This window comes from Mycobacterium sp. 1274761.0 (assembly GCF_001668615.1).
Classification (GTDB): Bacteria; Actinomycetota; Actinomycetes; order Mycobacteriales; family Mycobacteriaceae; genus Mycobacterium.
Map to the genome: position 1 here is coordinate 25,369 of NZ_LZMC01000002.1, position 25,386 is coordinate 50,754.

General features: G+C 66.7%; 26 protein-coding genes. 10 read left to right on the forward strand and 16 right to left on the reverse strand.

Going from position 1 to position 25,386, the window contains the following annotated elements:
* Positions 1-2 precede the first annotated feature (2 nt).
* Positions 3-719 (reverse strand): LpqN/LpqT family lipoprotein, encoded by a 717-nt coding sequence (locus A5651_RS00330; protein ID WP_231988429.1) that lies wholly within the window; start codon positions 717-719, stop codon positions 3-5.
* Between the two features lie 303 nt (positions 720-1,022).
* On the opposite strand from A5651_RS00330, the gene A5651_RS00335 reads away from it, so the two are divergent.
* Entirely contained in the window at positions 1,023-2,594 is a 1,572-nt protein-coding gene (locus tag A5651_RS00335) for a PE-PPE domain-containing protein (RefSeq protein WP_066974441.1), read from the forward strand.
* Here A5651_RS00335 and A5651_RS00340 read toward each other — a convergent pair.
* The gene (locus tag A5651_RS00340; protein ID WP_066974443.1) at positions 2,591-2,926 is read right to left on the reverse strand and encodes a hypothetical protein; all 336 of its coding nucleotides are present in this window, start codon (positions 2,924-2,926) and stop codon (positions 2,591-2,593) included. The two genes, A5651_RS00335 and A5651_RS00340, sit on opposite strands and share 4 nt — an antisense overlap.
* Positions 2,927-3,013: 87 nt before the next feature.
* Here A5651_RS00340 and A5651_RS00345 point away from each other — a divergent pair, with 87 nt between their 5' ends.
* Both A5651_RS00345 and A5651_RS00350 read left to right on the forward strand, forming a co-directional pair.
* Complete coding sequence (locus A5651_RS00345; protein ID WP_231988431.1) at positions 3,014-3,703, forward strand: DUF5642 family protein; 690 nt, start codon at positions 3,014-3,016, stop codon at positions 3,701-3,703.
* Between the two features lie 28 nt (positions 3,704-3,731).
* Positions 3,732-4,400 carry a DUF5642 family protein gene (locus A5651_RS00350; protein WP_066974447.1) on the forward strand — a complete coding sequence of 223 codons (669 nt, stop codon included), beginning with the start codon at positions 3,732-3,734 and terminating at the stop codon, positions 4,398-4,400.
* Positions 4,401-4,403: 3 nt separating this feature from the next.
* Here A5651_RS00350 and A5651_RS00355 read toward each other — a convergent pair whose 3' ends face one another.
* Positions 4,404-5,003 carry an alpha-ketoglutarate-dependent dioxygenase AlkB gene (locus tag A5651_RS00355; RefSeq protein WP_066974449.1) on the reverse strand — a complete coding sequence of 200 codons (600 nt, stop codon included), beginning with the start codon at positions 5,001-5,003 and terminating at the stop codon, positions 4,404-4,406.
* Positions 5,004-5,037: 34 nt separating this feature from the next.
* A complete protein-coding gene (gene soxR, locus A5651_RS00360) occupies positions 5,038-5,469 on the reverse strand; it encodes a redox-sensitive transcriptional activator SoxR (protein ID WP_066974451.1) in 432 nt (143 codons plus the stop codon).
* Positions 5,470-5,515: 46 nt separating this feature from the next.
* Between soxR and arcA the strand changes: the two genes are divergently transcribed.
* A complete protein-coding gene (gene arcA, locus A5651_RS00365; RefSeq protein WP_066974453.1) occupies positions 5,516-6,724 on the forward strand; it encodes an arginine deiminase in 1,209 nt (402 codons plus the stop codon).
* A gap of 79 nt (positions 6,725-6,803) precedes the next feature.
* On the opposite strand, the gene A5651_RS00370 is transcribed toward arcA, so the two are convergent.
* Positions 6,804-8,279 (reverse strand): dolichyl-phosphate-mannose--protein mannosyltransferase, encoded by a 1,476-nt coding sequence (locus A5651_RS00370; RefSeq protein ID WP_156662462.1) that lies wholly within the window; start codon positions 8,277-8,279, stop codon positions 6,804-6,806.
* Between the two features lie 93 nt (positions 8,280-8,372).
* Here A5651_RS00370 and rsmI point away from each other — a divergent pair, with 93 nt between their 5' ends.
* Positions 8,373-9,209, forward strand: coding sequence for a 16S rRNA (cytidine(1402)-2'-O)-methyltransferase (rsmI, locus tag A5651_RS00375; RefSeq protein WP_066974457.1), 837 nt, complete (start codon positions 8,373-8,375; stop codon positions 9,207-9,209).
* On the opposite strand, the gene A5651_RS00380 is transcribed toward rsmI, so the two are convergent.
* The 4 genes from A5651_RS00380 to metG all read right to left on the reverse strand — a co-directional run bounded on the left by A5651_RS00380 (position 9,179) and on the right by metG (position 14,197).
* Positions 9,179-10,435: an aminodeoxychorismate synthase component I gene (locus A5651_RS00380; RefSeq protein ID WP_066974459.1), complete on the reverse strand. Its 1,257-nt coding sequence runs from the start codon at positions 10,433-10,435 to the stop codon at positions 9,179-9,181. The genes rsmI and A5651_RS00380 overlap by 31 nt on opposite strands.
* Before the next feature lie 12 nt (positions 10,436-10,447).
* Positions 10,448-11,359, reverse strand: coding sequence for an RNA polymerase sigma-70 factor (locus A5651_RS00385; protein WP_066974461.1), 912 nt, complete (start codon positions 11,357-11,359; stop codon positions 10,448-10,450).
* On the reverse strand, positions 11,356-12,534 hold the full coding sequence (locus tag A5651_RS00390; protein ID WP_066974463.1) for an NAD(P)/FAD-dependent oxidoreductase: 1,179 nt from the start codon (positions 12,532-12,534) through the stop codon (positions 11,356-11,358). The genes A5651_RS00385 and A5651_RS00390 overlap by 4 nt, the downstream gene beginning before the upstream one ends.
* A gap of 76 nt (positions 12,535-12,610) precedes the next feature.
* Entirely contained in the window at positions 12,611-14,197 is a 1,587-nt protein-coding gene (metG, locus tag A5651_RS00395; protein ID WP_066974465.1) for a methionine--tRNA ligase, read from the reverse strand.
* Positions 14,198-14,222: 25 nt separating this feature from the next.
* Between metG and A5651_RS00400 the strand changes: the two genes are divergently transcribed.
* From A5651_RS00400 to rsmA, 3 genes are all read left to right on the forward strand, one after another.
* Positions 14,223-15,065: a TatD family hydrolase gene (locus tag A5651_RS00400; protein WP_197496486.1), complete on the forward strand. Its 843-nt coding sequence runs from the start codon at positions 14,223-14,225 to the stop codon at positions 15,063-15,065.
* A 102-nt stretch (positions 15,066-15,167) separates the two neighbouring features.
* The gene (locus A5651_RS00405; protein ID WP_066974469.1) at positions 15,168-16,295 is read left to right on the forward strand and encodes a resuscitation-promoting factor; all 1,128 of its coding nucleotides are present in this window, start codon (positions 15,168-15,170) and stop codon (positions 16,293-16,295) included.
* Positions 16,268-17,197 (forward strand): 16S rRNA (adenine(1518)-N(6)/adenine(1519)-N(6))-dimethyltransferase RsmA, encoded by a 930-nt coding sequence (gene rsmA, locus A5651_RS00410; RefSeq protein WP_197496487.1) that lies wholly within the window; start codon positions 16,268-16,270, stop codon positions 17,195-17,197. The genes A5651_RS00405 and rsmA overlap by 28 nt, the downstream gene beginning before the upstream one ends.
* On the opposite strand, the gene A5651_RS00415 is transcribed toward rsmA, so the two are convergent.
* Positions 17,194-17,994, reverse strand: a complete 801-nt coding sequence (locus tag A5651_RS00415) for a serine/threonine-protein kinase (RefSeq protein ID WP_066974471.1) — start codon at positions 17,992-17,994, stop codon at positions 17,194-17,196. The genes rsmA and A5651_RS00415 overlap by 4 nt on opposite strands.
* Positions 17,995-18,073: 79 nt before the next feature.
* Between A5651_RS00415 and A5651_RS00420 the strand changes: the two genes are divergently transcribed.
* Both A5651_RS00420 and A5651_RS00425 read left to right on the forward strand, forming a co-directional pair.
* On the forward strand, positions 18,074-19,048 hold the full coding sequence (locus A5651_RS00420; protein WP_066974473.1) for a 4-(cytidine 5'-diphospho)-2-C-methyl-D-erythritol kinase: 975 nt from the start codon (positions 18,074-18,076) through the stop codon (positions 19,046-19,048).
* Positions 19,049-19,340: 292 nt separating this feature from the next.
* Complete coding sequence (locus A5651_RS00425; protein WP_066974475.1) at positions 19,341-20,975, forward strand: fatty acyl-AMP ligase; 1,635 nt, start codon at positions 19,341-19,343, stop codon at positions 20,973-20,975.
* Positions 20,976-20,981: 6 nt separating this feature from the next.
* On the opposite strand, the gene pth is transcribed toward A5651_RS00425, so the two are convergent.
* The 6 genes from pth to A5651_RS00455 form a co-directional block, all read right to left on the reverse strand.
* Entirely contained in the window at positions 20,982-21,560 is a 579-nt protein-coding gene (pth, locus tag A5651_RS00430) for an aminoacyl-tRNA hydrolase (protein ID WP_066974477.1), read from the reverse strand.
* Positions 21,561-21,578: 18 nt separating this feature from the next.
* Complete coding sequence (locus tag A5651_RS00435; protein WP_066974479.1) at positions 21,579-22,277, reverse strand: 50S ribosomal protein L25/general stress protein Ctc; 699 nt, start codon at positions 22,275-22,277, stop codon at positions 21,579-21,581.
* Positions 22,278-22,421: 144 nt separating this feature from the next.
* Positions 22,422-23,297, reverse strand: coding sequence for an oxidoreductase (locus A5651_RS00440; RefSeq protein ID WP_066974481.1), 876 nt, complete (start codon positions 23,295-23,297; stop codon positions 22,422-22,424).
* Positions 23,298-23,311: 14 nt separating this feature from the next.
* Positions 23,312-23,911 carry an LpqN/LpqT family lipoprotein gene (locus A5651_RS00445; protein ID WP_066974483.1) on the reverse strand — a complete coding sequence of 200 codons (600 nt, stop codon included), beginning with the start codon at positions 23,909-23,911 and terminating at the stop codon, positions 23,312-23,314.
* A 71-nt stretch (positions 23,912-23,982) separates the two neighbouring features.
* Positions 23,983-24,360 carry an arsenate reductase (glutaredoxin) gene (gene arsC / locus A5651_RS00450; protein ID WP_066974485.1) on the reverse strand — a complete coding sequence of 126 codons (378 nt, stop codon included), beginning with the start codon at positions 24,358-24,360 and terminating at the stop codon, positions 23,983-23,985.
* Positions 24,360-25,340 carry a ribose-phosphate diphosphokinase gene (locus tag A5651_RS00455; RefSeq protein WP_066974487.1) on the reverse strand — a complete coding sequence of 327 codons (981 nt, stop codon included), beginning with the start codon at positions 25,338-25,340 and terminating at the stop codon, positions 24,360-24,362. Before A5651_RS00455 ends, arsC begins: the two co-directional genes overlap by 1 nt.
* Positions 25,341-25,386: the final 46 nt, after the last annotated feature.

Genomic DNA, 25,386 nt, shown 5'->3' on the forward strand with positions numbered 1-25,386 from the left:
AGCTAGGGCGCTGGAGTGATCGTGGTCTGGTCGTCGATCACCTTGGTGGCGTCGGCGAGGACGCCCATCTGATCCTCGGTGCCGTCGGCGTTGAGCTGGAGGACAAAAAGGCCGTCGGCGGCCGGGATGGTCACCGTCTTCTGTGCCACTGCGTGCCTGACACCCTTCTTCATATAGGTGCCGCCCACCTCCCAGGCGTCGAAACCGCCGAGCTTGCTCGGCTGGCCGTCACCGCTGCCCTCAAAGCCGGGAAGGTTCTTCATCTCGCCGGGTGCGAACTGGAGGATCTTGGCCGGATCGACGTTGCCAGTGAGCTTGGAGAGCAGCGCGATGATCGTCGGCGGATGGTCAGCCATCGCCGGGTCTCCGGTGTACTTGATGCCGCCCCAGGCCCACTGAGGCGTCTGCGGACCCAAGTCCTCCCAGCCCGGAGGGAAGGGAAGGTTGATTTCGGGAGACCCGGGATCGCCACGCTTCACCGGCGTTTCGGTGATGCCGTTCTGCTTGATGTAGTCGGGGATCGTGGGGCTGGGCTTTGCGACCTCCTGCGACGGGGCGGCCGAGGTCTTCTTGGTGGAACTCGAGGTGGTCGGGGCTGCCTTCTTTTCATCGGATCCACAGCCAGCCAGGCTAAGTCCGACCATGATGGCCAGGATCGCGATGCCGCCTGCCCTCAGTTTTGTCATTGAGTCTCCCGAGTCGGTGGAAATCTGCGCCATGAGCCTACGGTCGGCAAACCGCCGACGTGGGGAATTCGCGGCGAAGATCGGCGACGCCGCCCTGGCCGAGGCGCACGTCAAACGGTTTTGCCTTCGCGGGATGGACAGCCGTTGCTGGTTGCAGTCAGCAGCTTCTGAGTTCTGCTGAGAAAAACCTAAACTTTCGCTGTACCTTCGCTGTACCTTTCATGGTTTGTAGGGCAAAATGCAGGTGTACTGCGAGGTGGGGACCTGCAGTGGCTGAAGACATCGTCGCTCAGGTTGTGCGGTGCGATTCTTAGAGTGGGGAAGGGTTAATCCTCTATGAAGGCGTTGGCGCGTTCGCTGGTTGTTGTCTTGGTGGCGTTGATCTCCGTGCCGGCGCTGGTGGTGAGTACGGCGATCACGAGCGCCGTTCAGCTACTTGCGACGACGGCGTTGATCATGGGCGGCACTCAGCATCCGCTGTCTACGGCAGAAAATGACTTCGCCGAGGGCTACATGGCCCAAGTGGTGCAGAACTATCTCAACCCCGCAGCGACAGAGACCGCCGGCACCCCGCAGCAGACGAATGGGCCGGTGACGCGGACGGTCGCGGTCGTGTACCCGGCGGAGTTTTTCCCTGTTTTCGGAACCACGACTTTCGACCAATCCGTGGACGAGGGCCGAAAGAATCTTCACAGCTGCCTTGATGCTTCTGATGACTGCGACTACAACGGCGACGTCTCCGACGCGCCGAATCCCGGTCCAGGCGATGACTTCGTTGTCTTTGGTTACTCGCAGAGTGCTGTGATCGCTTCGCTCGTGAAGCGGGACCTGATCACGAATCCCGGCGAAAGCACAGCTGCCCCCACTTCATTCGTATTGGCCGCCAACCCGATGCGGCCGAACGGCGGCATCCTCGGCCGCGGGTTCGAGGGCATGACGATTCCGATCATCGGCATCACCTTCTATGGCCCGACACCGACCAATAGTGCCCGCGACGACAACGGCACCCCGGACGATCCCACCGACGACACCTACCAATACCCCACGGTCGACGTCGCCCAGCAGTACGACTTCCTCGGCGGTGACGCCCCGGCACGTCCGCTCAATGTCCTGGCTATGGCCAACTCCATCGCCGCATATGCACAGCTGCACGGCAACGTGCCGTCGCACAGCATCACCGAGCCGGGCGTCATCGACCAAGGCGTTTATGGGGACACCCACTACTACATGATCCCCGCGGACAGGCTACCGATCCTGATGCCGTTGCACACGTTGGGCGTGCCCAGCGCGGCTTTGGCGCTGCCGGACGCGATCCTGCGGGTGTGGATCGAAGACGCCTATGCCCGCGACAAAAGCCCCGGCGAGCATGTTCAGTTCCAGATCATCCCGATCGGCAACCCGGTCGCATTGATCGGCAACACGCTTGGCGCGGTCCCCGTCGGCCTCGACGACACCGTCCAGCAAGCCACCGGAACCGATACGCGGCCGCTCGGAACGGCAAATGTCTACCGGCCATTCGGAGTCGGTGGACCGGTCTACGACAAGACTGACGGCACGCTAGCGAAGGACAACGTCGGGATACCGACCGGCTCGGGTAGCTACGGCGATACCTCTGTGAATCCGCAGCAGACGCAGCCCTTGCAGACAAATAGCTCCGATGCGGCCAAAGTCACGAACACGCAGCCGACGCTGGCGGCCGACAACAGCGGTACCACCACCACCCCCAAGGCGGTCAGGCCCAAGCCGTTGCAGGAGTTCCGCGACTCGGTCAACAATTTCGTCCCGAAGCCGCCGTCGCAACCCACGAACAGGCGTCCGCTCAGTGGGCTCTTGGACAAGCTCAAGCCGCAGAAAGACACCAAGACCGGCGCGGACACGACGCCCGCGAAGACGGGTGACGCCGCTTAGGTCCGCGCGTCGCAGTTGAGCGAGACGGTGATCGTCCGACGCACCACGATGGTCACGTAGTCGAAGTTCCGCTTGTCGCCCTTGCGGCCGTTGTCGACCCGGATGGTCCGCGTGATGTCTTGCGGATTCCGCACGCTGGTGACGATGCACTGGTCGAGCGGGGCGCTGCCCACCCGATCGATGTTGACGTCGTACCCGGCGGCCTCCAGCTGGCCAATCGTCGCGTAGGCGTTACCCGCTCCGATCGGGTCGGCCGCTGCCGTCATCCCCGGCGCGAACAGCACGCTCGCCGCCATGAGCCCCCCTGCCATACCCCACGCTGCTGCGCGCATGACAGTGTCTCCGTACTTTTCAGCCCGACCGATTGTTTGATCGTTGTAGACACGCAAAGTGTTGCCAGCAAGTTCAAAGCCTTCGCTGTGGTATCAACGGGCGTGTGCCGGTTCGGCCTGGCTCAAATGCTCGCGGCGTTGTGCATCCTCACGGCGTGCGGCCCGCCCGGCACATCGTCGCAATGGTCGAGCCCCGCCGCGTCAGCATCAAAAGCCCACGTCAATCCCGCCCGGATCAGCCGGACCCGCGGCGACCTGCCCCCCGGCTACGAGGTCGATGACGTCGGCGGGCCCGCCTCGGCCGCAGCGTTCTGGGGCTTCGGACCCGGTTGGACATCCGAGCCGCCGCGGTGTGCCGTGCTGGCCGCCCCCGCCACCGACGAGCTCACCACCAAAGGTTGGTCCGCATCGGGGCCCGGCGGCATCGTGCACACCGTCGTGTCCGGCTCGCCGGCCGCGCCCGTCACGCTTGACCCGGCAGTGCCCGCCGACTGCGGGCATTGGACCATCAGCTCGGGCAATACCAACGGCACCGTCGACCTCGTCGACGCCCCGGCCATCGACGGGGCGACGACGATCGGCATGCACACCGTCGCCAAGACCGTGGTCGAGGGCGGCAGGGAAACGACGGCTTCGGCCTACACCTTCAACGCCTACCTGGATGACTATCTGACCTCGGTCACCGTGGTGACCGACCCGGGTTCGCCGAACCCGCCCCTCGGCGGAGAATTCGCCGCCGATCTGTTGGTCAAAACAGTGTCGGCGCTACGCGGCTGACCGCGCGCCGGCAGGTACATTGGCGGCGATGTCGAACCTCAGGGCCGCGCTCATCGTCGCGTGTGTTGGCGCGCTGGCCGCGTGTGCGTCTGCAGAGTCGGCGCAGCCGGATCTGTCGCACGCCGACATCGCCAACATCAAGAACCTCCGCTCGGAATTCCCCCCGGCGTACAAGGTCACCGATATCGCCCCGACAGCCATCGATCCCCGCATCCTCGAACCTCAAAAGCTGCCTGCTCAAATAAAATTCGAGCCGGCGGACTGCGCCCAGTTCGCCAACCAGCAGGTCCTGCCCGTCGGCGTGAAGGGCAACATGGCCGCGCTCACTGCCGAGGGCGACGGCAACAGGTTCATCGTGATCGCCGTGGAGACGTCGGAAGCGGTGCCGGTGCAAGGGCCGCCGGACAACTGCCACAAGGTCGGGTTCGCGGGACCGGCGGTGCGGGGCCTCATCGAAGTGGTGGATGCGCCGAAGCTCGACGGCGCGCAGACATCGGGTGCGCACCGCGTCATCCAGACCACCGTCGGCGGAAAGACCCGTGCCGGTGAGCTTTACAACTACGTGGCCCGGTTCGGCACGCTTATGGTGATCGTCACCGCCAACCCGCTCGTCATCCCCGACAAGCCCGTCGCGCCCGTCGACACCGAACGCGCGGGCGAACTGCTCAGCGCGGGTGTGTCCGCCGTCAAAGCCTGAGGCTCACCGGACGTCATGCGGCCGGAACTGGATGCTGATCCGCGGACCCACGGGCTTGGCCGTCTTCGGAATGGCGTGCTCCCAGGTCCGCTGGCACGAGCCACCCATGACGAGGAGATCGCCGTGATGGTGCTGCAGCCGCAGCGACTTGCCGCCGCCTCTCGGGCGCAACGCGAAAACCCTTGTGGCTCCTAGCGAAACGATGGCGACCATGGTGTCGTGTGTGCTGCTGCGGCCGATGGTGTCGCCGTGCCAGGCGACGCTGTCGTCCCCGTTGCGGTAGAGGCAGAGGCCTGCGGTGGTGAACGGCTCGCCCAGCTCGCCGCCGTAGGTGTCGTTGAGCCGACGACGCAGCTGTTTGAGCACCGGATGCGGCGCCGGGTCTTCGATCAGATTGTGGAAGCTGACCAGGCGCGGTACGTCGAGCACGCGGTCGTACATGTGCCTGCGCTCGGCGCGCCACGGGATGACCTTCACCAGCTCGTCGAACAGCCTGTCGGCACCGGTGAGCCAACCGGGCCGCACCTCGACCCACGCGCCGGCGCCGAGATGCTGCCGCTCGGGGGCGGGGTCGAAGAGAGAGCTTTGCAGAGCCACCTCCATGCAGGCGAGTTTATCGCACAAGCGTTCGAAGATTCTACAACCGTGCCGCACCGGGCCCTTGTTCGGCCATGACGTCGCCGGGGTTGGACAACGCGCACGTCTTGAGGCTCAGGCAGCCGCAGCCGATGCAGCCGGTGAGGTTGTCGCGCAGCCGCTGCAGATGCAGGATGCGATCGTCGAGATCCTGACGCCAGCCCGCCGACAATCGAGCCCAGTCCTTACTCGTCGGCACGCGGTCGGTGGGCAGCGTCGCCAACGCTTCCCGGATACGGGCCAGCGGAATGCCAAGCCGCTGCGACATCCGGATGAACGCGACGCGCCGCAACGTCTCGCGCGGATAGCGGCGTTGATTGCCCGTGGTGCGGCGGCTGGCGATCAGGCCCTGGCGTTCGTAGAAGTGCAGTGCCGAGACCGCCACGCCGCTGCGGTCGGCCATTTCGCCGGGCGTCAGCTCGTGGAAGTCCATACCTAAACCATAGTTGAGGTGGGGTTGTCGCGATACGGTGCTAACTGTGAGTGAGACCGCGCTCGGGGTGACTTCCGAGGTCGGGCCATTGCGGGTGGTCATCCTGCACCGGCCCGGTGCCGAGTTGCAGCGCCTGACGCCCCGCAACAACGACGCGTTGTTGTTCGACGGGTTGCCGTGGGTCGCCAAGGCGCAGGAAGAGCACGACGCGTTCGCCGATCTGCTGCGATCGCGCGGTGTCGAGGTGCTGCTGCTGGCGGACTTGTTGACCGAGGCACTGGCCAGCGGGGCGGCCCGCATGCACGGCATCTCGGCAGCGGTGGATGCGCGACGGCTTGGACTGCCGTTGGCGCAACAGCTTTCGGCATATCTGCGGACATTGGAGCCGGCGGCGCTGGCGCATGTCCTGGTGGCGGGCATGACGTTCACCGAGCTGCCGATCGCCGGCGGTGAAGTCTCGCTGGTGCGCCGCATGCACCACGGCGGCGACTTCGTCATCGAGCCGCTGCCCAACTTGCTGTTCACGCGCGACTCGTCGTTCTGGATCGGGCCGCGGGTGGCGATCACGTCGCTGGCGTTGCCCGCACGGATTCGCGAGACGTCGCTGACCGACCTCATCTACGCGCACCACCCGCGGTTCCTAGGCGTCAGGCGCGCCTACGAGTCGCGCTCCGCGCCGGTCGAGGGCGGCGACGTGCTGCTGCTGGCGCCCGGCGTGGTCGCCGTCGGGGTGGGGGAGCGGACGACACCGGCTGGGGCAGAGGCGTTGGCGCGCAGCCTCTTCGACGATGACCTGGCGCATACGGTGTTGGCGGTGCCGATCGCCCAGGGGCGAGCGCAGATGCACCTCGACACCGTCTGCACGATGGTGGACACCGACGCCGTCGTCATGTATCCCAACGTCGTCGATTCGTTGTCGGCCTTCACTATTCACCGCGACGGAAACGGGGGAGTCAAGATCGATGACGCCGCGCCGTTCTTGGAAGCGGCCGCCGATGCGATGGGTATCGAGAAGTTGCGGGTAATCGCGACCGGCTTGGACCCCGTCACCGCCGAGCGTGAGCAATGGGACGACGGCAACAACACGTTGGCGGTGGCGCCGGGTGTGGTGGTGGCCTACGAGCGCAACATCGAAACCAATGATCGGCTTCGGGATTCGGGCATCGAGGTGTTGCCCATCGAGGCCAGTGAACTCGGCACGGGCCGCGGTGGCCCGCGCTGCATGTCCTGCCCGGCGGCGCGCGACGCGGTGTGAGCTCGTCGAAAACCGACTCCTGCAGAAGAAGTACGAGTGAGCGCCTACAAAACTCGGATCTCGCGAACGGCTGTCGCGACTATCGCCAACTGGGCAGCCAAATCTGCAGGTTCCACGTGGACTGCGAGATCGGGATGCCGGTGAGAATCGGATACATCCACGCGAAGTTCGTGATCACCAGGGCCACATAGCAACTCACCGCTATCAGCCCCAGCGTTCTTCGCTCGGGGTTCTGATTGGGCGCGTGCAGTACGTCACCGCAGATCATCGCAATCATCATGACGAGGAACGGCGCCATGGTCGCCGCGTAGAAAAAGTACATCTGCCGGTCGATGTCGGCGAACCACGGCAGAAAACCCGCGCCGTAGCCGACCAGGGCAGCGCCATATCGCCAATCCCTCTTGACGAACGCGCGCCACAGCGCCCAACCCAGCACCGGCACCGCGAGGAACCACATGGCCGGCGTGCCGACCAGCATCACGGCCTTGACGCACGACTGCGCACCGCAGCCGGGCACGTTGTCCTGGTCGATGGCATAGAGCACTGGTCGCAGCGACATCGGCCACGCCCACGGCTTGGATTCCCACGGGTGGTGGTTGCCGTCGGCGTTGGTCAGGCCGGCATGGAACCGGTACGCCGCGTACGTGTAATGCCATAGCGACCGAATCGCATCGGGCAGAAAGCCGCCCGGCCCGATCGACTGTCCGACCTCATGCCGATTCACCCCGGTCTCCGACGCGAACCACGGTGCATATGACGCCAGATACACGCCGACCGGGATGAGGCCCAACGCGTAGACGGCCGGCCCGAGGTCCCGTCGCAGGGTGCCCAGCCACGGCCGCGGTACCCGAAACTGCCTGCGGGCCGCGACATCGAACGCCAGCGTCATCGCACCGAAGAACAGAATGAAGTACAACCCGGACCACTTTGTCGCACAGGCCAATCCGAGCAACACACCCGCTCCGAAGCGCCACCACCGAACGCCAAGCCGAGGGCCCCACGGCGTTTCGCCGACGCGGCCCTCCAACAGCGCGATATGCATTCGTTCCCGCACCTGATCACGGTCGACGATCAACGCGCCGAACGACGCGATCACGAAGAACGCCAGGAAACCGTCGAGCAGCGCCGTGCGTGACGCCACGAAGTTGACCCCGTCGGCGATCAGCAGCAGGCCTGCGACGGCGCCGATCATCGTCGAGCGCGTCATCCGTCGCACGATGCGGGCCACCAGCGCGATCCCGATGACGCCCAGCACCGCGCCGGTGAACCGCCAGCCCAGCCCGTTGTAGCCGAAGATCGCCTCACCGATCGCGATCAACTGTTTGCCGACCGGCGGATGCACCACCAAGCCGTATCCGGGATTGTCCTCGACGCCGTGGTTGAACAGCATCTGCCAGGCCTGCGGCGCGTAATGCTTCTCGTCGAAGATCGGGGTGCCGGCATCGGTCGGCGAGTTGAGGTTGAGGAACCGCGTCAGCGCCGCCAGCGCGGCGATGACCGCCGTCATCGTCCAGCCGTTCAACCGGTCGAAGGGCCCGAAGTCGGCGACGGGCATGAGCGGCCCCGGGCTGATCACTGGGACCGAACGCGCGGCCGACGGGGATTCGGTGGCGGTGGCGGTCACGGATGCGATCGTAGGCTGTGCGGGATGAGCCCCGGACGATTGCTGTTGGCTGCGACCCCGCTGGGGCTGCCCACCGACGCCTCTGCGCGGCTGGTCAGCGGCCTGCGCAGCGCAGATGTAGTGGCCGCCGAGGACACCCGCCGGGTCCGGGCGTTGGCGCAGGCGCTCGACGTCAAGATCGCCGGACGCGTCGTGAGCTTGTTCGACCAGAACGAGGCGACGCGGGTTCCGGCGCTGCTCGACGACGTCAGGGGTGGCGCGACGGTGCTGGTGGTCAGCGACGCGGGCATGCCCGTCATCAACGACCCGGGCTACCGGCTGGTGGCCGCCTGCGTCGAGGCCGGGCTGCCGGTGAGCTGCCTGCCCGGCCCGTCGGCGGTGACCACGGCCGTGGCGATCTCGGGGCTACCCGCCGACCGGTTCTGCTTCGAGGGCTTCCCGCCCCGCAAGCACTCGGCGCGCAAGACGTGGCTCGCGGGCTTAGCGGCCGAAGCGCGGACGGCCGTCTTCTTCGAGTCTCCGCGACGGCTCGGCGCGTGCCTGCAGGACGCGGTCGAGGTGCTCGGACCCGATCGTCGGGCCGTGGTATGCCGCGAGCTGACCAAGACCCACGAGGAGATCGTCCGCGGCTCACTGGCCGAGCTGGCCGACTGGGCGGCCGGCGGCGTGCTCGGCGAAATCACCGTCGTCCTGGCGGGCGCGCAGCCGCAAGCCGACCTCGAGGCGTTGGTCGCCGAGGTGAACGCGCTTGTCGACGATGGCGCCAGGGTGAAGGACGCCTGCGCGCAGGTCGTCGCCGAGAATCCCGGCGCGCCGTCGCGCCGGGAGCTCTATGACGCGGTCCTGCGCTCGCGCGACTGAGCGGTGCGCGCGCTATGGCCGATGATCGGTGCCGCTTTGTGCAGGCACTCGTCCCACTCGAGGCCAGGGCTCGAGTCGGCGGTGATGCCGCCCCCGACGCCGAGGACCGCCGAGCCGTCGGCCGCGAACTCTACGGTGCGAATCGCCACGTTCAGCTCGCACCCGGCGACTGGCGACACCAAACCGACTGTGCCGCAATAAACTCCACGTCGTCGCGGCTCCCAACCGGTCAGCAGCTCACGTGCCCGCATCTTGGGCGTGCCCGTGACGGACGCCGGCGGGAACGCGGCCTCCAGCAGCACGGCCATCGGCACATCGGCAGCTACTTGCGCCGAAACCGTCGACACCAGATGCCACACGCCCGGCGCGGGCCGCACCGCGAGAAGCTCGGGCACCGCGACCGTGCCGGTGATCGCGACGCGGCTCAGGTCGTTGCGGACCAGGTCGACGATCATGATGTTCTCCGCGACATCCTTGACCGACGCGCGCAGCGCGGCGGGATCGGCGGTCCACGGCAGGGTGCCTTTGATCGGGCTCGACATCACCGCATCGCCCGCCCGTTTGATGAACAATTCCGGGGACAGCGACGCCACCGCGCCCCAAGCACCCGCGATATACGCCGCGCGTGCCGGCGAGGTGTGTGCCACGGCGTCGACGAAGAAGTCGATGGCTGCCCCGTCGAGCCGTCCCGCGAACTGCGTACACACACACGCCTGATAGATCTCGCCCGCGGCGATCGCCTCCAGGCAGTCGAGCACACCGCGACGGTGCGCCCCCCGGTCGGCGTCGCCCCAGGTGATCTGGAAGTTATTCGGCGGCAGCGGCCTTCGTACCGCGTCGGCTACCCATCCCGAAAGCGCTGCGCCGGAGAGGGTTTCGTGCCACCAGCAGCCGTCGTCGTCCTGGCGCAGCACGCAGTCGGTCCAGCCGCCCGCCGCCTCAGGGATGCGCGCGGGGCGTCCGTCGGCTCCGGCGTCCGGGTACGACAGGTATCCGAACCAACCACCGCCGACCGCACCGGCGGTCGCCGCACCCGGCGGCGCTTCGAAGACCCCGTCGGCCGCTACGGCAGACGCCGTCAACGTCGGTGCGATGACGGCACGCGAACCGAACCATTCGCCGATCAGCGCTGCTGGCGGCGCCAGCCCCTGCCGGTCGGCGGCCGCGGCCACCGCCCGCAGCACCCGCGGTGCGGTGCCGAGGTCGCCGAGCCGCTCGATCCGCATTGGCTCAGCTTGTCAGACGCTGCGGCTGATCTCCCGCGGGATCATGACTCCCAGCAGCTTGTCCGGGTTGCGCATCGCGTAGAAGTGGCTGATCAGACCGTCGGTGATCTCGAGGAGGAACACGCCCTCGAGTTGCTCGCCGTTGTACACCACCATCGCGGGCGCGCCGTTGTATACCGCCGTATCGAACCGGACATCGGGCATGCGCTCGGCCGCGACGCGGAAGAGCCCCGCCAGGACCTTGGCAACCTTGTCCGCACCGACGACCGGCCGCCGCGCCGCCGACGCCTTGCCGCCGCTGTCGGCCGTCCAGGTGGCGTCCGGCGCCAACAGCGCCATCAGCCCGTCCACGTCACCGGTCGAAGCGGCCGACAGAAAGCGCTCGGTCAACTCGGCGCTCATGGCGGCGTCCGCGGGTACGAACCGCCTGCGGCGGGCCTGCACGTGTTCGCGGGCCCGATGCGCCATCTGACGCACGTTCGTCACGGACTTGCCTACGGCTCCGGCGATCTCGTCGTAGTCGAAGCCGAAAACCTCGCGCAGCACGAACACCGCCCGCTCGTCTGGGCTGAGCGTTTCGAGCAGCACCAGCATTGCCATCGAAACCGACTCGGCCAGAACCACATCAGCCGATGCGTCCCGCTCGTCGAGCAGCAGCGGCTCGGGTAGCCATGGGCCGATGTATTCCTCGCGACGGCGGGCGTCCGCGCGCAACGCGTTGAGCGCCTGCCGCGTCACCAACTGCGCCAGATACGACTTGGTGTCGCGCACCGTCGCGAGGTCAACTTCGGCCCACCGCAGATAGCTGTCCTGCAGCACATCGTCGGATTCCGTTGCACTGCCCAGAATTTCGTAGACGATCGTAAAGAGCAGCGGTCGCAGGTGAGTGAACCGCTCGGCATGCTCGGCGCTGGAGGTGGTCACGGGTTCGTGACCACCTGCGGCGCCGCCTCCGGCATCGTGTCGCGCTCGGAGCCCTTGAACAGGAACGCCGATCCCGGCTTGCGGGCCTCCCTGCGCAGACCCCACAGCGTGCCCTTGCAGATCGCCTCCTTGATCGATGCGGCCACGCGTCCGCTGAGGTAAAACCGCGTCGGCGTGTCGTCCTCGTGGGAGATCTGAACCGTGCCCGCGCGCCGGCCAAGGCTCACGCACTGGCCCGCGAACTTGGGCAGGATGACCTCCGGTTCCTCGCCCGCGATGCGGCTCAACACCGTCTGCGCCGCGAATGTCGCCAGCGGTCCGGCCGCCTGGCAGCTCATCCGCAGAGGTTGGCCCGACGGTGCGGCGCAGTCACCGGCAGCCACGATGCGCGGGTCGTCAATGCTGGTCAGCGTCTCGTCGGTGAGAAGGCGGCCGAGCGAGTCGGTGCGCAGTCCGCTGTCGGCGGCCAGCGCCGGCACGCCAAAGCCCGCTGTCCAGATGGTCAGAGCGCTGGGCCGGACCGCGCCGTCGGCGAACACCACCGCGTCGCGTCTGAGTTCGGTCACCACGTCATCTTCCAGCACCGTCACACCGATCTTGGCCAGTTGCTTGGCCGTAGCCCGACGCGCGGACTCCGACAGTGACGCAGCGAGCTGCCCCCCACAGACCAGCGTGACCCTGCGGCCCTGCTCGGCCAGCTCCGCGGCGGTCTCGATTCCGGTGAGTCCCGCGCCGACGACAGTGACCGGTGCGTCGGGATGCAGCTCCGCCAGCGCGTCCCGCAGCCGTTGCGCGTACTCGAATTCCGCGATCGGGTAAGCGAATTCAGCGCCGGGGACGGCAGGTGTCGCGCCAGTGCTGCCGACGGCGTACATGAGGTAGTCGTAATGCAGCGCCCTGCGGCCCGAGGCGAACTGCACGGTGCGCGTGGCGGGGTCGATCCTGGTGGCGGTGTCGACGACCAGGTTGATGCCGTCGCCGAGAAGCGTGCCGTAGTCGGCCGTCGCGGGGTGGTTGCCAGCCACCAGCTGGTGCAGCCTGATCCGCTCGACGAACTGCGGGCGTGGGTTGACCAATGTGATGTCCACGTCGTTGCGCAAGCGCAGATGGTTGGCTGCCATCGTGCCCGCGTATCCACCGCCGACGACAACGACGTGGCTGCGTATCCCGGTCATGGTGTCTCCTCCTCGAGTGTCGGTGATGCCCTCTAGACACCGGCGACGGCCGAGACGTGACACAACGTGACGCGCGTCACTCCGCCTGAAAGCGCGGGAACACACCGGTCGGAGCCGGCAGCGCGGTGCCCGGCGCCAGCCGGTCGCTGATCGCGGCGAAGGTCCGCTTCTCGGCGGGCTGGCCGAGCAGATCGAGCAGCTTGCCCGACGACTCCGGCATCACCGGCTGCGACAGCAGCGCGGCGACCCGCACCACCTCCATCGTCGTGTACAACACCGTGCGGAACCGCTGCTGGTCGGCCGCGGACTCCGACTTGCGCAGCACCCACGGCTCTTGGGCCGAGAAGTAGCGGTTGGCCTCACCGAGCACCAACCAGATCGCCTCCAAGGCCAGATGCATCGCAGGCACCTCGAAGTGCGCCCGCACCGCCGACAGCAGTCCCTCGCCGGCGCGGTCCAGCAGCGCGCGGTCGTCATCGGTGAACTCGCCGGGTTCCGGCACGATTCCGTCGAGGTTCTTGGCGACCATCGACAGCGACCGCTGCGCCAGGTTGCCCAATTCATTGGCGAGGTCGGCGTTGATGCGGGTGACGATCGCGTCCTCGCTGTAGCTGCCGTCCTGCCCGAACGGCACCTCGCGCAGAAAGAAATAGCGCACCGGATCGACGCCGAACGTGTCGACGAGGTTCACCGGGTCGACGACGTTGCCCACCGACTTGCTCATCTTCTCGCCGCGGTTGAGCACAAAGCCATGCACGAAGACCCGACGCGGCAACTCGATTCCCGCCGACATCAGAAACGCCGGCCAGTACACGGTGTGGAACCGGATGATGTCCTTGCCGATCATGTGCAGATCCGCGGGCCAGAAGCGGCGGAACAGCTCCGAGGAGGTGTCGGGGAAGCCGACGCCGGTCAAATAATTCGTCAGCGCGTCCACCCACACGTACATCACGTGGTCGGGATGGTCGGGAACCGGCACGCCCCAGTCGAACGTCGTCCGCGAGATCGACAGGTCACGCAGCCCGCCCGAGACGAAGCTGACCACCTCGTTGCGCCGAACGTCCGGGCCGATGAACTCCGGGTGTGCCTCGTAGAGGGCGAGCAGCTTGTCGGTGTAGGCCGACAAGCGGAAGAAGTAGGTCTGCTCCTCGGTCCACGTCACTGGTGCGCCGGTCTCGGTGGCGATGCGCACACCGTCGGCACCGACTGTCGTCTCACCCTCGGTGAAGAACCGCTCGTCGCGGATCGAGTACCAACCCTTGTAGGCGTCCAGGTAGATGTCGCCGGTTTCGTTCATCCGGCGCCAGATGGCCTTCGAGGCCTCGTAGTGGTCTTCATCAGACGTGCGGATGAACCGGTCATAGGAGATGTTGAGCTTGTCCTGCAGCCGCTGGAACACATCGGAGTTGTGCCGCGCGAGCTCCGCGGTCGGCATCCCCAGCGCCGCGGCCGTCTCTGCCATCTTGAGGCCGTGCACGTCGGTGCCGGTGAGATAGCGAACGTCAAAACCGTCCAGTCGTTTGAACCGTGCGATGGCATCGGTGGCTATGTATTCGTAGGCATGACCGATGTGCGGATCGCCGTTGGGGTAGGCGATGGCTGTGGTGATGTAGTACGGCTTCCCTGGGGTGCGCGTCCTCGCGCTGGGGATGGGGTTGTTCATTTCCACCTCACCTTAGGGTGTGGCGGTGAGTAAGAGCCGTCCGGCGCCGCCGTCTCCCGAGCCGTTGAGCCCGTTGGTCGACGCCCATACCCACCTCGACGCGTGCGGCGCCGAGACCCCCGACGACGTGCGTGCGATCGTCGAACGCGCGGCAGCCGTCGGCGTGCAGGCCGTGGTGACCATCGCCGACGATCTGGACTCCGCCCGCTGGGCCGTAGCTGCCACCGACTGGGATCCGCGCGTGTATGCCGCCGTCGCGTTGCACCCGACGCGGGCCAACGCGCTCACCGACGAGGCCAAGGCGGTCATCGAGCGGCTTGCCGATAGTCCCCGGGTGGCGGCCATCGGCGAGTCAGGGCTCGACAACTATTGGCCCGGCCGGCTCGACGGCTGCGCCACGCCGGCAGAGCAGCGCGAGGCCTTCGCCTGGCACATCGACCTGGCCAAGCGGACCGGTAAGCCGCTGATGATCCACAACCGCGACGCCGACGCCGACGTGCTGGACGTCCTGCGGGCCGAAGGCGCGCCGCCGACCGTGATATTCCACTGTTTCTCGTCGGACGCCGAGATGGCGCGCACGTGTGTGGACGCGGGGTGGGTGCTGAGCCTGTCGGGCACTGTCAGCTTCCGTAACGCCCGCGCTCTGCACGACGCCGCCAGGCTCATCCCGTCCCAACAGCTGCTGGTGGAGACCGACGCGCCGTTTCTGACGCCGCACCCGTACCGCGGCGCGCCGAACGAGCCCTATTGCCTGCCGTACACCGTGCGTGCCCTGGCGGATATCGTGGACCGGCCCGCAGACGAGCTGGCCCGCGAGACCTCGGCGACCGCCGCCCGCGTGTATGGCTTCGACGTGGACGTGCCGTGACGGCGTCCGATTTGCCGTTGCTAGGCCGGTTCGTTACCGTCTTGTGATCGATAGCAGGGCCAAGAAACCAGACCGGGGTCCGAGTCGGGGATTAGCACTCATTTGAATGCATTGAACAAACTTCATGAATCGCGGTCGCCGCACTTGAGGGCGCTCGTGTTCATCACGTTGCTCGCGCTCACGTTCGCTGGCGGCTTTGCCGTTGCCGCTCATAAGACCGTCAAGCTGACCGTGGACGGCACGGAAATGACCGTCGCGACGATGAAATCCCGCGTCATCGACGTCGTGAAGGAGAACGGCTACGAGGTCGGCGACCGCGACGATCTGTACCCGGACGGCGACCAGGCGGTGCACCAATCCGACACGATCGTGCTGCGCCGCAGCCGCCCGCTGCAGATCTCCCTGGACGGTCAGAACAGCCGCGAAGTCTGGACGACGGCGTCGACCGTGGACGAGGCGCTGGCCCAACTTTCGATGACCGACAAGGCCCCCGCGGCGGCCTCGCGCGGAAGCCGCGTGCCGCTCGGCGGGATGTCACTTCCGGTCGTCAGCGCCAAGAACGTGCAGATCAACGACGCCGGCGTCACGCGAACCGTGCGCCTCGCCGCACCGAACGTCGGAGCGCTCTTGGCCGCAGCAGGCACCCCCCTCGAGCAGAGCGACACCGTGGTGCCCCCACCCTCGTCGCCCGTCGTGGAGGGCATGCAGATCGACGTCACGAGGCTGCGAATCGAGAAGGTCACCGAGCGAATACCGTTACCCCCGAATAACACGCGCATCGAAGACCCGACGATGAACATAAGCCGTCAAGTCGTGGAGAATCCGGGGACCCCCGGGCTGCAGGACGTAACGTTTGCCATAGCTAAGGTCAACGGTACGGAAACCGGTCGACTGCCAGTTGCTAGTGTCATCGTCGCACCCGCCGTCGACGGGGTGCTGAGGGTCGGTACCAGGCCTGGTACGGAAGTGCCGCCTGTGAGTAATGGAGGTCAGTGGGATGCGCTCGCCCAGTGTGAGGCAGGCGGCAACTGGGCCATTAATAGCGGCAACGGATTTTACGGTGGCGTTCAATTTGATCAAAATACCTGGGAACGTAACGGTGGTCTGAGGTATGCTGCGAGGGCAGATTTGGCAACACGTGAAGAGCAGATCGCCATTGCTGAGGTCACCCGGGCCCGTCAAGGTTGGGGCGCGTGGCCCGTATGCAGCGGGAGAGTGGGGGCGTCCTGACCATCAGACTGCTGGGCCGTACCGAAATTCGGCACCTTGCCAAAGAAATGGACTTTCGGCCGCGTAAATCCTTCGGCCAGAATTTTGTGCACGACGCCAACACCGTGCGTCGGGTGGTCTCGGCGTCCGGGATCAACCGCCAGGACCACGTCCTGGAGGTCGGGCCCGGCCTCGGATCGCTGACCCTCGCGCTGCTCGACCGCGGCGCTCGCGTCACCGCCGTCGAAATCGACCCCGTGCTCGCGGCACGACTGCCGCAGACGATCGCCGAACACAGCCATAGCGAGATCAACCGGCTTTCGGTGCTGCACCAGGACGTGCTCGAGCTCCAGCCCGGTGACCTGCCGGAAGAGCCCACGGCGCTGGTGGCCAACCTGCCCTACAACGTCGCGGTGCCCGCGCTGCTGCACCTGCTCGCCGACTTCCCGTCCATCCGGACCGTCATGGTGATGGTGCAGGCAGAGGTGGCCGAGCGGCTCGCTGCCGAACCCGGAGGCAAGGACTATGGCGTGCCGAGCGCCAAGATCCGCTTCTACGGCAAGGTGCGCAGGCACGGCATGGTGTCGCCGACGGTGTTCTGGCCAATCCCTCGGGTGTACTCCGGATTGGTCCGCATTGACCGGTACGAAACCTCTCCGTGGCCGACCGACGCCGGCTTCCGCGAGCAGGTATTCAAGCTCATCGACATCGCTTTCTCTCAGCGCCGCAAGACATCTCGTAACGCGTTTGCCGAATGGGCAGGCAGCGGCAATGAGTCGGCACGTCGGTTGCTGGCCGCGAGCATCGACCCGTCGCGTCGCGGCGAGACGCTGTCGATCGCCGACTTCGTACGGCTGCTGGAGCGTTCGGGGGTTTGGGACGCTGACGAGAAGCGGGTCATCGAGCCCGTCGAATCGCCTTAGTCGCCCAGCGAGCGGCGCAGCTGCTCGATGAGTTCCGTGCAGGAGTCGTAACGCCCTTCGGGGATCTTCGCCAGCGCTCTATGCAGCCATGAGTCGAAAAGCCGTGGCACCCAGGCGATCTTGTGCGAATAGCTCGGCACCGGCCGGTTGATGTGCGCGTCGACGAGCTCCATCCAGGTGGCGGTACCAGCATAGGGCGGTGCGCCGAGCAGCAGTTCAACGGCCGTGCACGCCAATGCGTACTGATCGGTCAGCGCCGACGGTGCCCTGCCGCGCAGCAATTCCGGCGCTGTATAGGGCAGCGAGGCCTCGATCTGTGTCGTCGACGCCCAGGCCGCCGTCTCGGCGACCGCGAACGCCACGCCGAAGTCGATCAGCACCGCGCGTGAAAAATCCTGTGATACAAGAATATTCGACGGCTTGACGTCGCAGTGCACGATCCCGCGGTGGTGGGTGTAGTCCAGCGCGTCGGCGATCTGCGCGAGCGCAGTGAGACGGGTCTGTGTGTCCGGCAACGCGGTCGAGGTGCCGCCGTCGATCACTTCCATGGTCAGCCAGCCGACGCCGTTGTCGTACACGGTGATCACGTGCGGGTGGTCAAGCTGATGGGCGAACTCGAATTCTCTTTGCAGCCGCGCGGTTTGCTCCTCGCCGCGGTGATCCTCGTCGAGAACCTTCAATGCCACCGGGCGACCGGGGTCGGCGGGCCGATGTGCCCGGTACACGTCGGCGTACCCGCCCCGGCCGAGGGCCGCGTCGATGACGTAGCCCGCAAAGTCATCGCCGACCGACAGCACGGTTCCAGCGTAGGGCGGTTGGCCCGGCCGCCTTTCTGGTCGCGGGACTTCTTGTGTGCGGCGTGTCGGCGCTAATGTCGTGGCCGTGTCCAAGGGCAGCACGGCCTCCGAGTGGGTCCCCACCGGGTCGGTCACCGTGCGGGTGCCCGGCAAGGTCAACCTCTACCTGGCCGTCGGGGATCGCCGCAACGACGGCTACCACGAGCTCACCACCGTTTTCCATGCCGTGTCGCTGCTCGACGAGGTGACTGTTCGAAACGCCGACATGTTGTCGCTCGAGCTGGTGGGTGAGGGCAGCTCGGGCCCGGATGCGCTGCCCACCGACGAACGCAACCTCGCGTGGCGGGCGGCCGAGTTGATGGCCGAGCATGTCGGCCGGGCTCCGGACGTCGCGATCACCATCGAGAAGTCGATCCCTGTCGCGGGCGGCATGGCGGGCGGCAGTGCCGACGCGGCGGCGGTGCTGGTTGCGATGAACTCGTTGTGGGAGCTGGGCGTGCCGCGTCGCGACCTGCACTTGATGGCGGCCCAGCTGGGCAGCGATGTGCCCTTCGCGCTGCACGGCGGTACTGCGCTGGGCACCGGCCGCGGCGAGGAGCTGGCCACTGTGCTGGCCAGGAACACTTTCCACTGGGTGCTGGCTTTTTCCGACGGCGGGCTGTCCACTCCGGCGGTGTTCGCCGAGATCGATCGCCTCCGCGAATCCGAGGGCCGGACCCTGCCACCTCCGCTGGAAGACGCCGAACCTGTGCTGGCCGCGTTGGCGTCGGGCGACCCCACGACTCTGGCGCTGCTGCTGGGCAATGATCTGCAGCCTGCGGCGCTCAGCCTGTACCCCGCGCTGCGACGCACGCTGCGGGCCGGCGTCGAGGCCGGCGCGCTGGCCGGCATCGTGTCCGGGTCCGGCCCGACGTGTGCGTTCCTGTGCGCCTCGTCCACCTCGGCGGTCAATGTGGGCGCCGAGCTGGCCGGTGCGGGCGTGTGCCGCACGGTACGCGTGGCCAGCGGCCCGGTTCAGGGTGCGCGGGTGGTTCCGGCGCCGGCCACGTCGTGACGCGGGCTTACGACGGTGTGACACGACCCTCAATTTCAACGTGAGTTTTGCAGTTACTTAAGAGTTGCCTAAGATGATGGACGGTGAAGAGTAGCGGTCGAGCAATGGACGCGGATGTCGCCGCCGCCGGGAATCGCGGCGGGCGGCAATACCGCCCTACTGAATCACCGAATCGAGATCTAACCGCGCTCCAAATGTGTGCGCGTCGACGTGAAAGCGCCGTCTGCCAGGCGGAGCATTACACCTTGGCTTTAAAGAACCTGGCATTTGCGGGGACCCCGAGGAGGCTGTCGTGAGCAGATTCACCGAGAAGATGTACCGCAGTGCCCGGGAAAGCAACCGGGGCATGGTGACCGGTGAACCGCACGATCCCATCCGATACACCTGGGGTGAGGTGCACGAGCGCGCCCGCCGCATCGCCGGCGGCCTCGCTGCCGCGGGCATCGGCCTCGGAGACGCGGTCGGTGTGCTGGCCGGCTTTCCCGTCGAGATCGCCCCGACCGCTCAGGGTCTATGGATGCGTGGCGCCAGCCTGACCATGCTTCACCAGCCCACTCCGCGCACCGACCTGGCTGTCTGGGCAGAAGACACGATGCACGTCGTCCAGATGATCGAGGCCAAGGCCGTCATCGTCTCCGAGCCGTTCATGGTGGCGATCCCCGTGCTGCAAGAGCAGGGCATCACGGTCCTGACCGTGTCGGACCTTCTCGCCGCCGACCCGATCGATCCGATCGAGGTGGGCGAGGACGACCTCGCGTTGATGCAGTTGACGTCCGGCTCCACCGGTTCTCCCAAAGCCGTGCAGATCACCCACAGCAACATCCACTCTAACGCCGAAGCGATGTTCATTGGCGCCGAGTACGACGTCGACAGGGACGTCATGGTCAGCTGGCTGCCCTGCTTCCACGACATGGGAATGGTCGGCTTCCTGACCATCCCGATGTACTTCGGCGCCGAGTTGGTCAAGGTCACGCCGATGGACTTCCTGCGCGACACCCTGCTGTGGGCGCGACTCATCGACAAGTACAAGGGCACGATGACCGCAGCGCCTAACTTCGCCTACGCGCTGCTGGCCAAGCGGCTGCGGCGCAACGCCAAGCCCGGCGAATTCGACCTGTCCACGCTGCGGTTCGCGCTGTCAGGCGCCGAGCCCGTCGAGCCCGCCGACGTCGAAGACCTGCTCGACGCGGGTAAGCCGTTCGGTTTGAAGCCCTCGGCGATCTTGCCGGCCTACGGCATGGCGGAGACCACGCTCGCCGTCTCATTCTCCGAGTGCAACGCCGGCCTGGTGGTCGACGAGGTCGACCGCGACCTGCTGGCCGCGCTGCGGCGCGCCGTGCCGGCCACCAAGGGCAACACCCGCAGGCTCGCCACGCTCGGCCCGCTGCTGCAGGGTCTCGAGGCCCGCATCATCGACGAGCAGGGCAACGTGATGCCTACTCGTGGCGTGGGCGTCATCGAGCTGCGCGGAGAGCCCGTCACCCCCGGCTACATCACCATGGGCGGCTTCATTCCGGCTCAGGACGAGCACGGCTGGTACGACACCGGTGATCTCGGCTACCTGACCGAGGAAGGTCACGTCGTCGTCTGTGGACGCGTGAAGGACGTCATCATCATGGCCGGGCGCAACATCTACCCGACCGACATCGAGCGCGCGGCCGGTCGCGTCGAGGGTGTGCGGCCGGGCTGCGCGGTCGCGGTGCGCTTGGACGCCGGCCACTCGCGCGAGACGTTCGCCGTTGCGGTGGAATCCAACGCCTGGGAGGACCCGGCCGAGGTGCGTCGCATCGAGCATCAGGTCGCGCACGAGGTCGTCGCCGAGGTCGACGTGCGGCCGCGCAACGTCGTCGTGCTGGGCCCCGGCACCATCCCGAAGACGCCCTCGGGCAAGCTGCGCCGCGCGAACTCCGTCGCGCTGGTCACGTAGGGGTAACTAGCCCCAGGCGTGCACGATGTTCTGCGCCGGTTCGAGCCCCTGGGTGATCAGCAATTCGGTGGCGTCGGCGGCCTGTTCGCAGATCACCGGAACGTCGGGCCGCTCGACGGCGGAGAAATTCTCGAGCACGAACGACGCGCCCGACTTTCGGCCCGGCGGCCGCCCGATCCCGATGCGGACCCGCTGAAAGTCGTTGGTGCCCAACGCTGATGCCACCGAGCGCAGACCATTGTGACCGGCGACGCCGCCGCCGAACTTGAGCCGGATCCGCCCGAAGTCGATGTCGAGTTCATCGTGCACGATCACCACATCGGCGGGCGGTATGGAGTAAAACTTCGCCAACGGCCCGACCTGGCGGCCGGATTCGTTCATGTACACCCGCGGGCGGGCCAGCACGACCGACCGGCCCGCTAGCCGACCGGTGACGACCTCGGCGCCGGACTTCTTGTGCACCTTGAACTTCTCGCCGATGCGCGCGGCAAGCAGGTCGACGACCATGAAGCCGAGGTTGTGCCGCGTCGTGGCGTAGTTCGGCCCGGGGTTGCCCAGGCCAACCACCAAAAGCGGCCCGGCCATATTGCCAGAGAGTCCCTGCTACTCGGAGGACTCGTCGGCGGATGCCTCCCCGCCGCCCTCGCCGGGCTCCTCGGCGCCCGCTTCGCCCTCCGCAACCTCGGCCGGTGCTTCACCTTCGGCAGCCTCGCCCGCGCCCTCGGCTTCGAGCTCCTCCGCGGTCGGGGCCGCGACGACGTTGACCACCAGGGTCTCGGGGTCGGACACCAGCGAGACGCCCGACGGCAGCGTGATCGAGCCGGCGGTGAACTGCGTGCCGATGTCGGCGCCCTCGACGGAGACGGTGAGCTGCTGCGGGATGGACAGGGCGTCGGCCTCGATCTCGATGGTGTTGGCGTCCTGGGTGACCAGCGTGCCCGGCACCGCCTCGCCCTCGACGACGACGTTGACCTCGACGGTGACCTTCTCGCCGCGGCGGACTACGAGCAGGTCGGCATGGGTGATGGTGCGGCGGATCGGGTGGATGTCGAGTGCCTTGGTCAGCGCGAGCTGCTCCTTGCCATCGATGTCCAGGGTCAGCACCGCGTTGGTGCCGGCATGACGCAGCACCGCGGCGAAGTCATGGCCCGGCAGCAGCAGGTGCTGCGGATCGGAGCCGTGGCCGTAGAGCACGGCCGGGATCTGGCCGGCCCGGCGCGCGCGGCGCGAGGCGCCCTTGCCGGTTTCGGCGCGCACGGACGCGGTCAGCTTGTTCTCGGTGGGGGCGGCGGTCTTAGCCATGTGTGTTGCTCCTCTAATGCCGGTCATCCATGGGCACGGCCAGGGTCGCAACTCTTCAACTGCGTGTTTCCCGTCGATAACGGTGGCTGGTAGAAACCCGGCCACCCTCGCCGTGACGCCCGCACAGAGTATCCGACGAACCCCTCAGAGGGCGAATCCAGTGCCCGTGAGCTGCTCGGACAGCTCCCACAGGGCTTCGGCCTTTTTCGTGTCGCGCGCCAGTGGGCTTCGCGGCGCGGGCCTCGTCGGGCCCCAGATACCGAAGCGCGGGCCGACGAAGCTGTCGCCCGGCAGGTCGGCTGCCACCGCATAGAGCGTCTGGCGGGCGCCGAAGTCGGCGTCCGTGACCACCTTGTTGACGGTCTTGACCGCTCGGTCGCTGATCCGGTTGCCGGTGTGGCCTTGCAGGTTGGTGGCGGAGTATCCGGGGTGCGCGGAATGCGCCTTGACCGGCGATCCGGCCGCGGTGAGGCGGCGCTGCAGTTCTTTGGAGAACAGCAGGTTGGCCAGCTTCGACTGCCCGTACGCGGGCCAGGCGAGATACGGGCGGGACTTCCAGTTGAGGTCCTTCAGGCTGATGTACCCGAACAGGTGCATGAGCGACGACACCGTCACCACGCGGTCGGTGATCTTCGGCAGCAGCTGGTTGGTCAGCGCGAAGTGTCCGAGGTGGTTGGTGCCGATCTGGCTTTCGAACCCGTCGACGGTTTGGGCGTAGGGCACCGCCATGATGCCTGCGTTGTTGACGAGTACATCGATAGTGTCCGCCGGCCCGAAGCCGTCGGCGAACTCCCGCACCGACGCCAGGTCCTGCAGGTCGAGCTTGCGTACCTCGACGTCGCCGGTCATGCCCGCTGCCGCCTGGTCGCCCTTGGTCGTGTTGCGCACCGCCATGATCACCTTCGCGCCGACGCGTGCGAGCTCACGTGCGGTGACCTCGCCGAGGCCGCTGTTGGCTCCGGTGACGACGACGGTGCGTCCGGCGAACGAGGGCAGGTCGGCGGCGGTCCATCCACTCATGAGCGTTACCCTAACTACTTCTTGGCGACGGTGAACCCCGCGATGATCGCCTCGATGTCGGGCGCCTCGGCCTGTGCCTTGTCGGCGTAACCGGTCACGGTGAACTGAATGAGGTAGCGCTGGTTGCCCGGTGACGAACCGGTCGCGATGACGACCCGGTTGTAGGTGTGCATCCGCTTGCCATTGAGGTCGTAGCTGCCCTCGATCATCGACGACGGAAAACCCTTGAAGTCCTTGGTGGAAGCGTTGAGCTGCTTGAAGTTCTGCGACAGTTCGGCGTCGGCGTTGGCGTGCTCGAGGGCCTTCTTCACATCGAAGTCGCCGCCGCTGAGCGCGAACACCAGCAACATCGCGGTCGGGTAGGTGTCGCCCTTGGCGATCATGCGCGTGCCCGGCGCGAACCTCGGATTGCTGTACTGCGACCAGCCTTTCGGCGTCGGCATCGTCACCGTGAGGTCGGTCAGCTTCTCGGGCGGGACGGGTTGGCCGACGATACCCGCGCTCTCCAGGTACTGCGCGATCGGAACCGGTGTCGTCGTCTCGGTGGGCTTGGCGCTGGTGGTGGCGGTCAGCACCGACGTGTAGTCAGGAGCCTTGGCGCCGCAGCCAGCCATGGCAACGGCGAGTACCGCGAGAGTCGCCGCAAGGCGGTTTGTTCTCCGCTCCTCGCGTGCGCGGGAACCCGTCACAGAATCTCGCGGACGGAGTCGAGCGGTCTGGCCAGGCGGGTGCCTCTCGGGGTGACGACGAACGGGCGCTCGATCAGGATCGGATGCTGGACAAGCGCGTCGAGCAGCGCGTCGTCGTCGGCATCGTCGAGGTTGAGCTCGGCGTAGAGCGGCTCACGTTTACGCACCGCGGTACGCACGTCGATTCCGGCGTCGTTGATGAGCTTGACGAGCTCGTCGCGCGACGGCGGCGTCTTCAGGTACTGCACGACGATGGGCTCGATGCCGTTGTCCCGCAACAACTCCAGGGTTTTACGGGAGGTGCTGCAGCGCGGATTGTGATAGATGACCGAATCAGTGTTGTCTGCTCTTCGGGCGAGCCGCTCGTCGCCCACTACGCGGACCCGTCGAAAAGCCCTGTCACCGAACCGTTTTCGAACACCGCGCGGATGGTGCTGGCCAGTAGCGGGGCAATGGACAACACGGTCAGCTGTGGGAACTGCTTCTCTTCGCCGATCGGCAGGGTGTTGGTGACGATCACCTCACGGGCGCCGCATTCGGCCAGCCGCTGCGGTGCGGGGTCGGACAGCACGCCGTGCGTGGCGGCGATGATGACGTCCTTCGCGCCGTCCTCGTGGAGCAGCTTGACCGCCCCGGCGATGGTGCCGCCGGTGTCGATCATGTCGTCGGTGAGGATGCAGGTCTTGCCCCGCACATCGCCGACCACGCGATTGGACTTCACCTGGTTGGGCACCAGCGGGTCGCGGGTCTTATGAATGAAGGCGAGTGGAACGCCGCCTAATGAGTCGGCCCACTTCTCGGCGACGCGCACGCGGCCGGAGTCCGGGGAAACCACGACCATGTCGTGGTCGGCGTAGTTCTCGGCGATGTAGCCGGTGAGCAGGTTCTGCGCCCGCATGTGGTCGACAGGGCCGTCGAAGAAGCCTTGGATCTGGTCGGTGTGCAGGTCGACGGTGAGAATGCGGTTGGCGCCGGCGGTCTCGAGCAGGTCGGCGACCAGCCGCGCGGAAATGGGCTCGCGGCCTCGGTGTTTCTTGTCCTGACGCGCATACGGGTAGAACGGCAGAATCGCGGTGATCCGCTTCGCGCTGCCGCGCTTGAGCGCGTCGATCATGATCAGCTGCTCCATCAGCCACTGGTTCAGTGGCGCCGGATGGCTTTGCAGCACGAACGCGTCACAGCCGCGGACCGATTCGTCGAAGCGCACGAAGATCTCGCCGTTGGCGAAGTCGCGGGCGGTCTGAGCGGTGACCGGGACGTCGAGTTCCTTGGCAACCTGTTCAGCCAGTTCGGGATGCGCGCGACCGGAGAACAACATCAGGTTCTTGCGGTTGTCGGTCCACTCGGTGCCCACAGTGTGCCCTTGCCATTCGGGGTTCGATATCGGCCTAATCGTACGT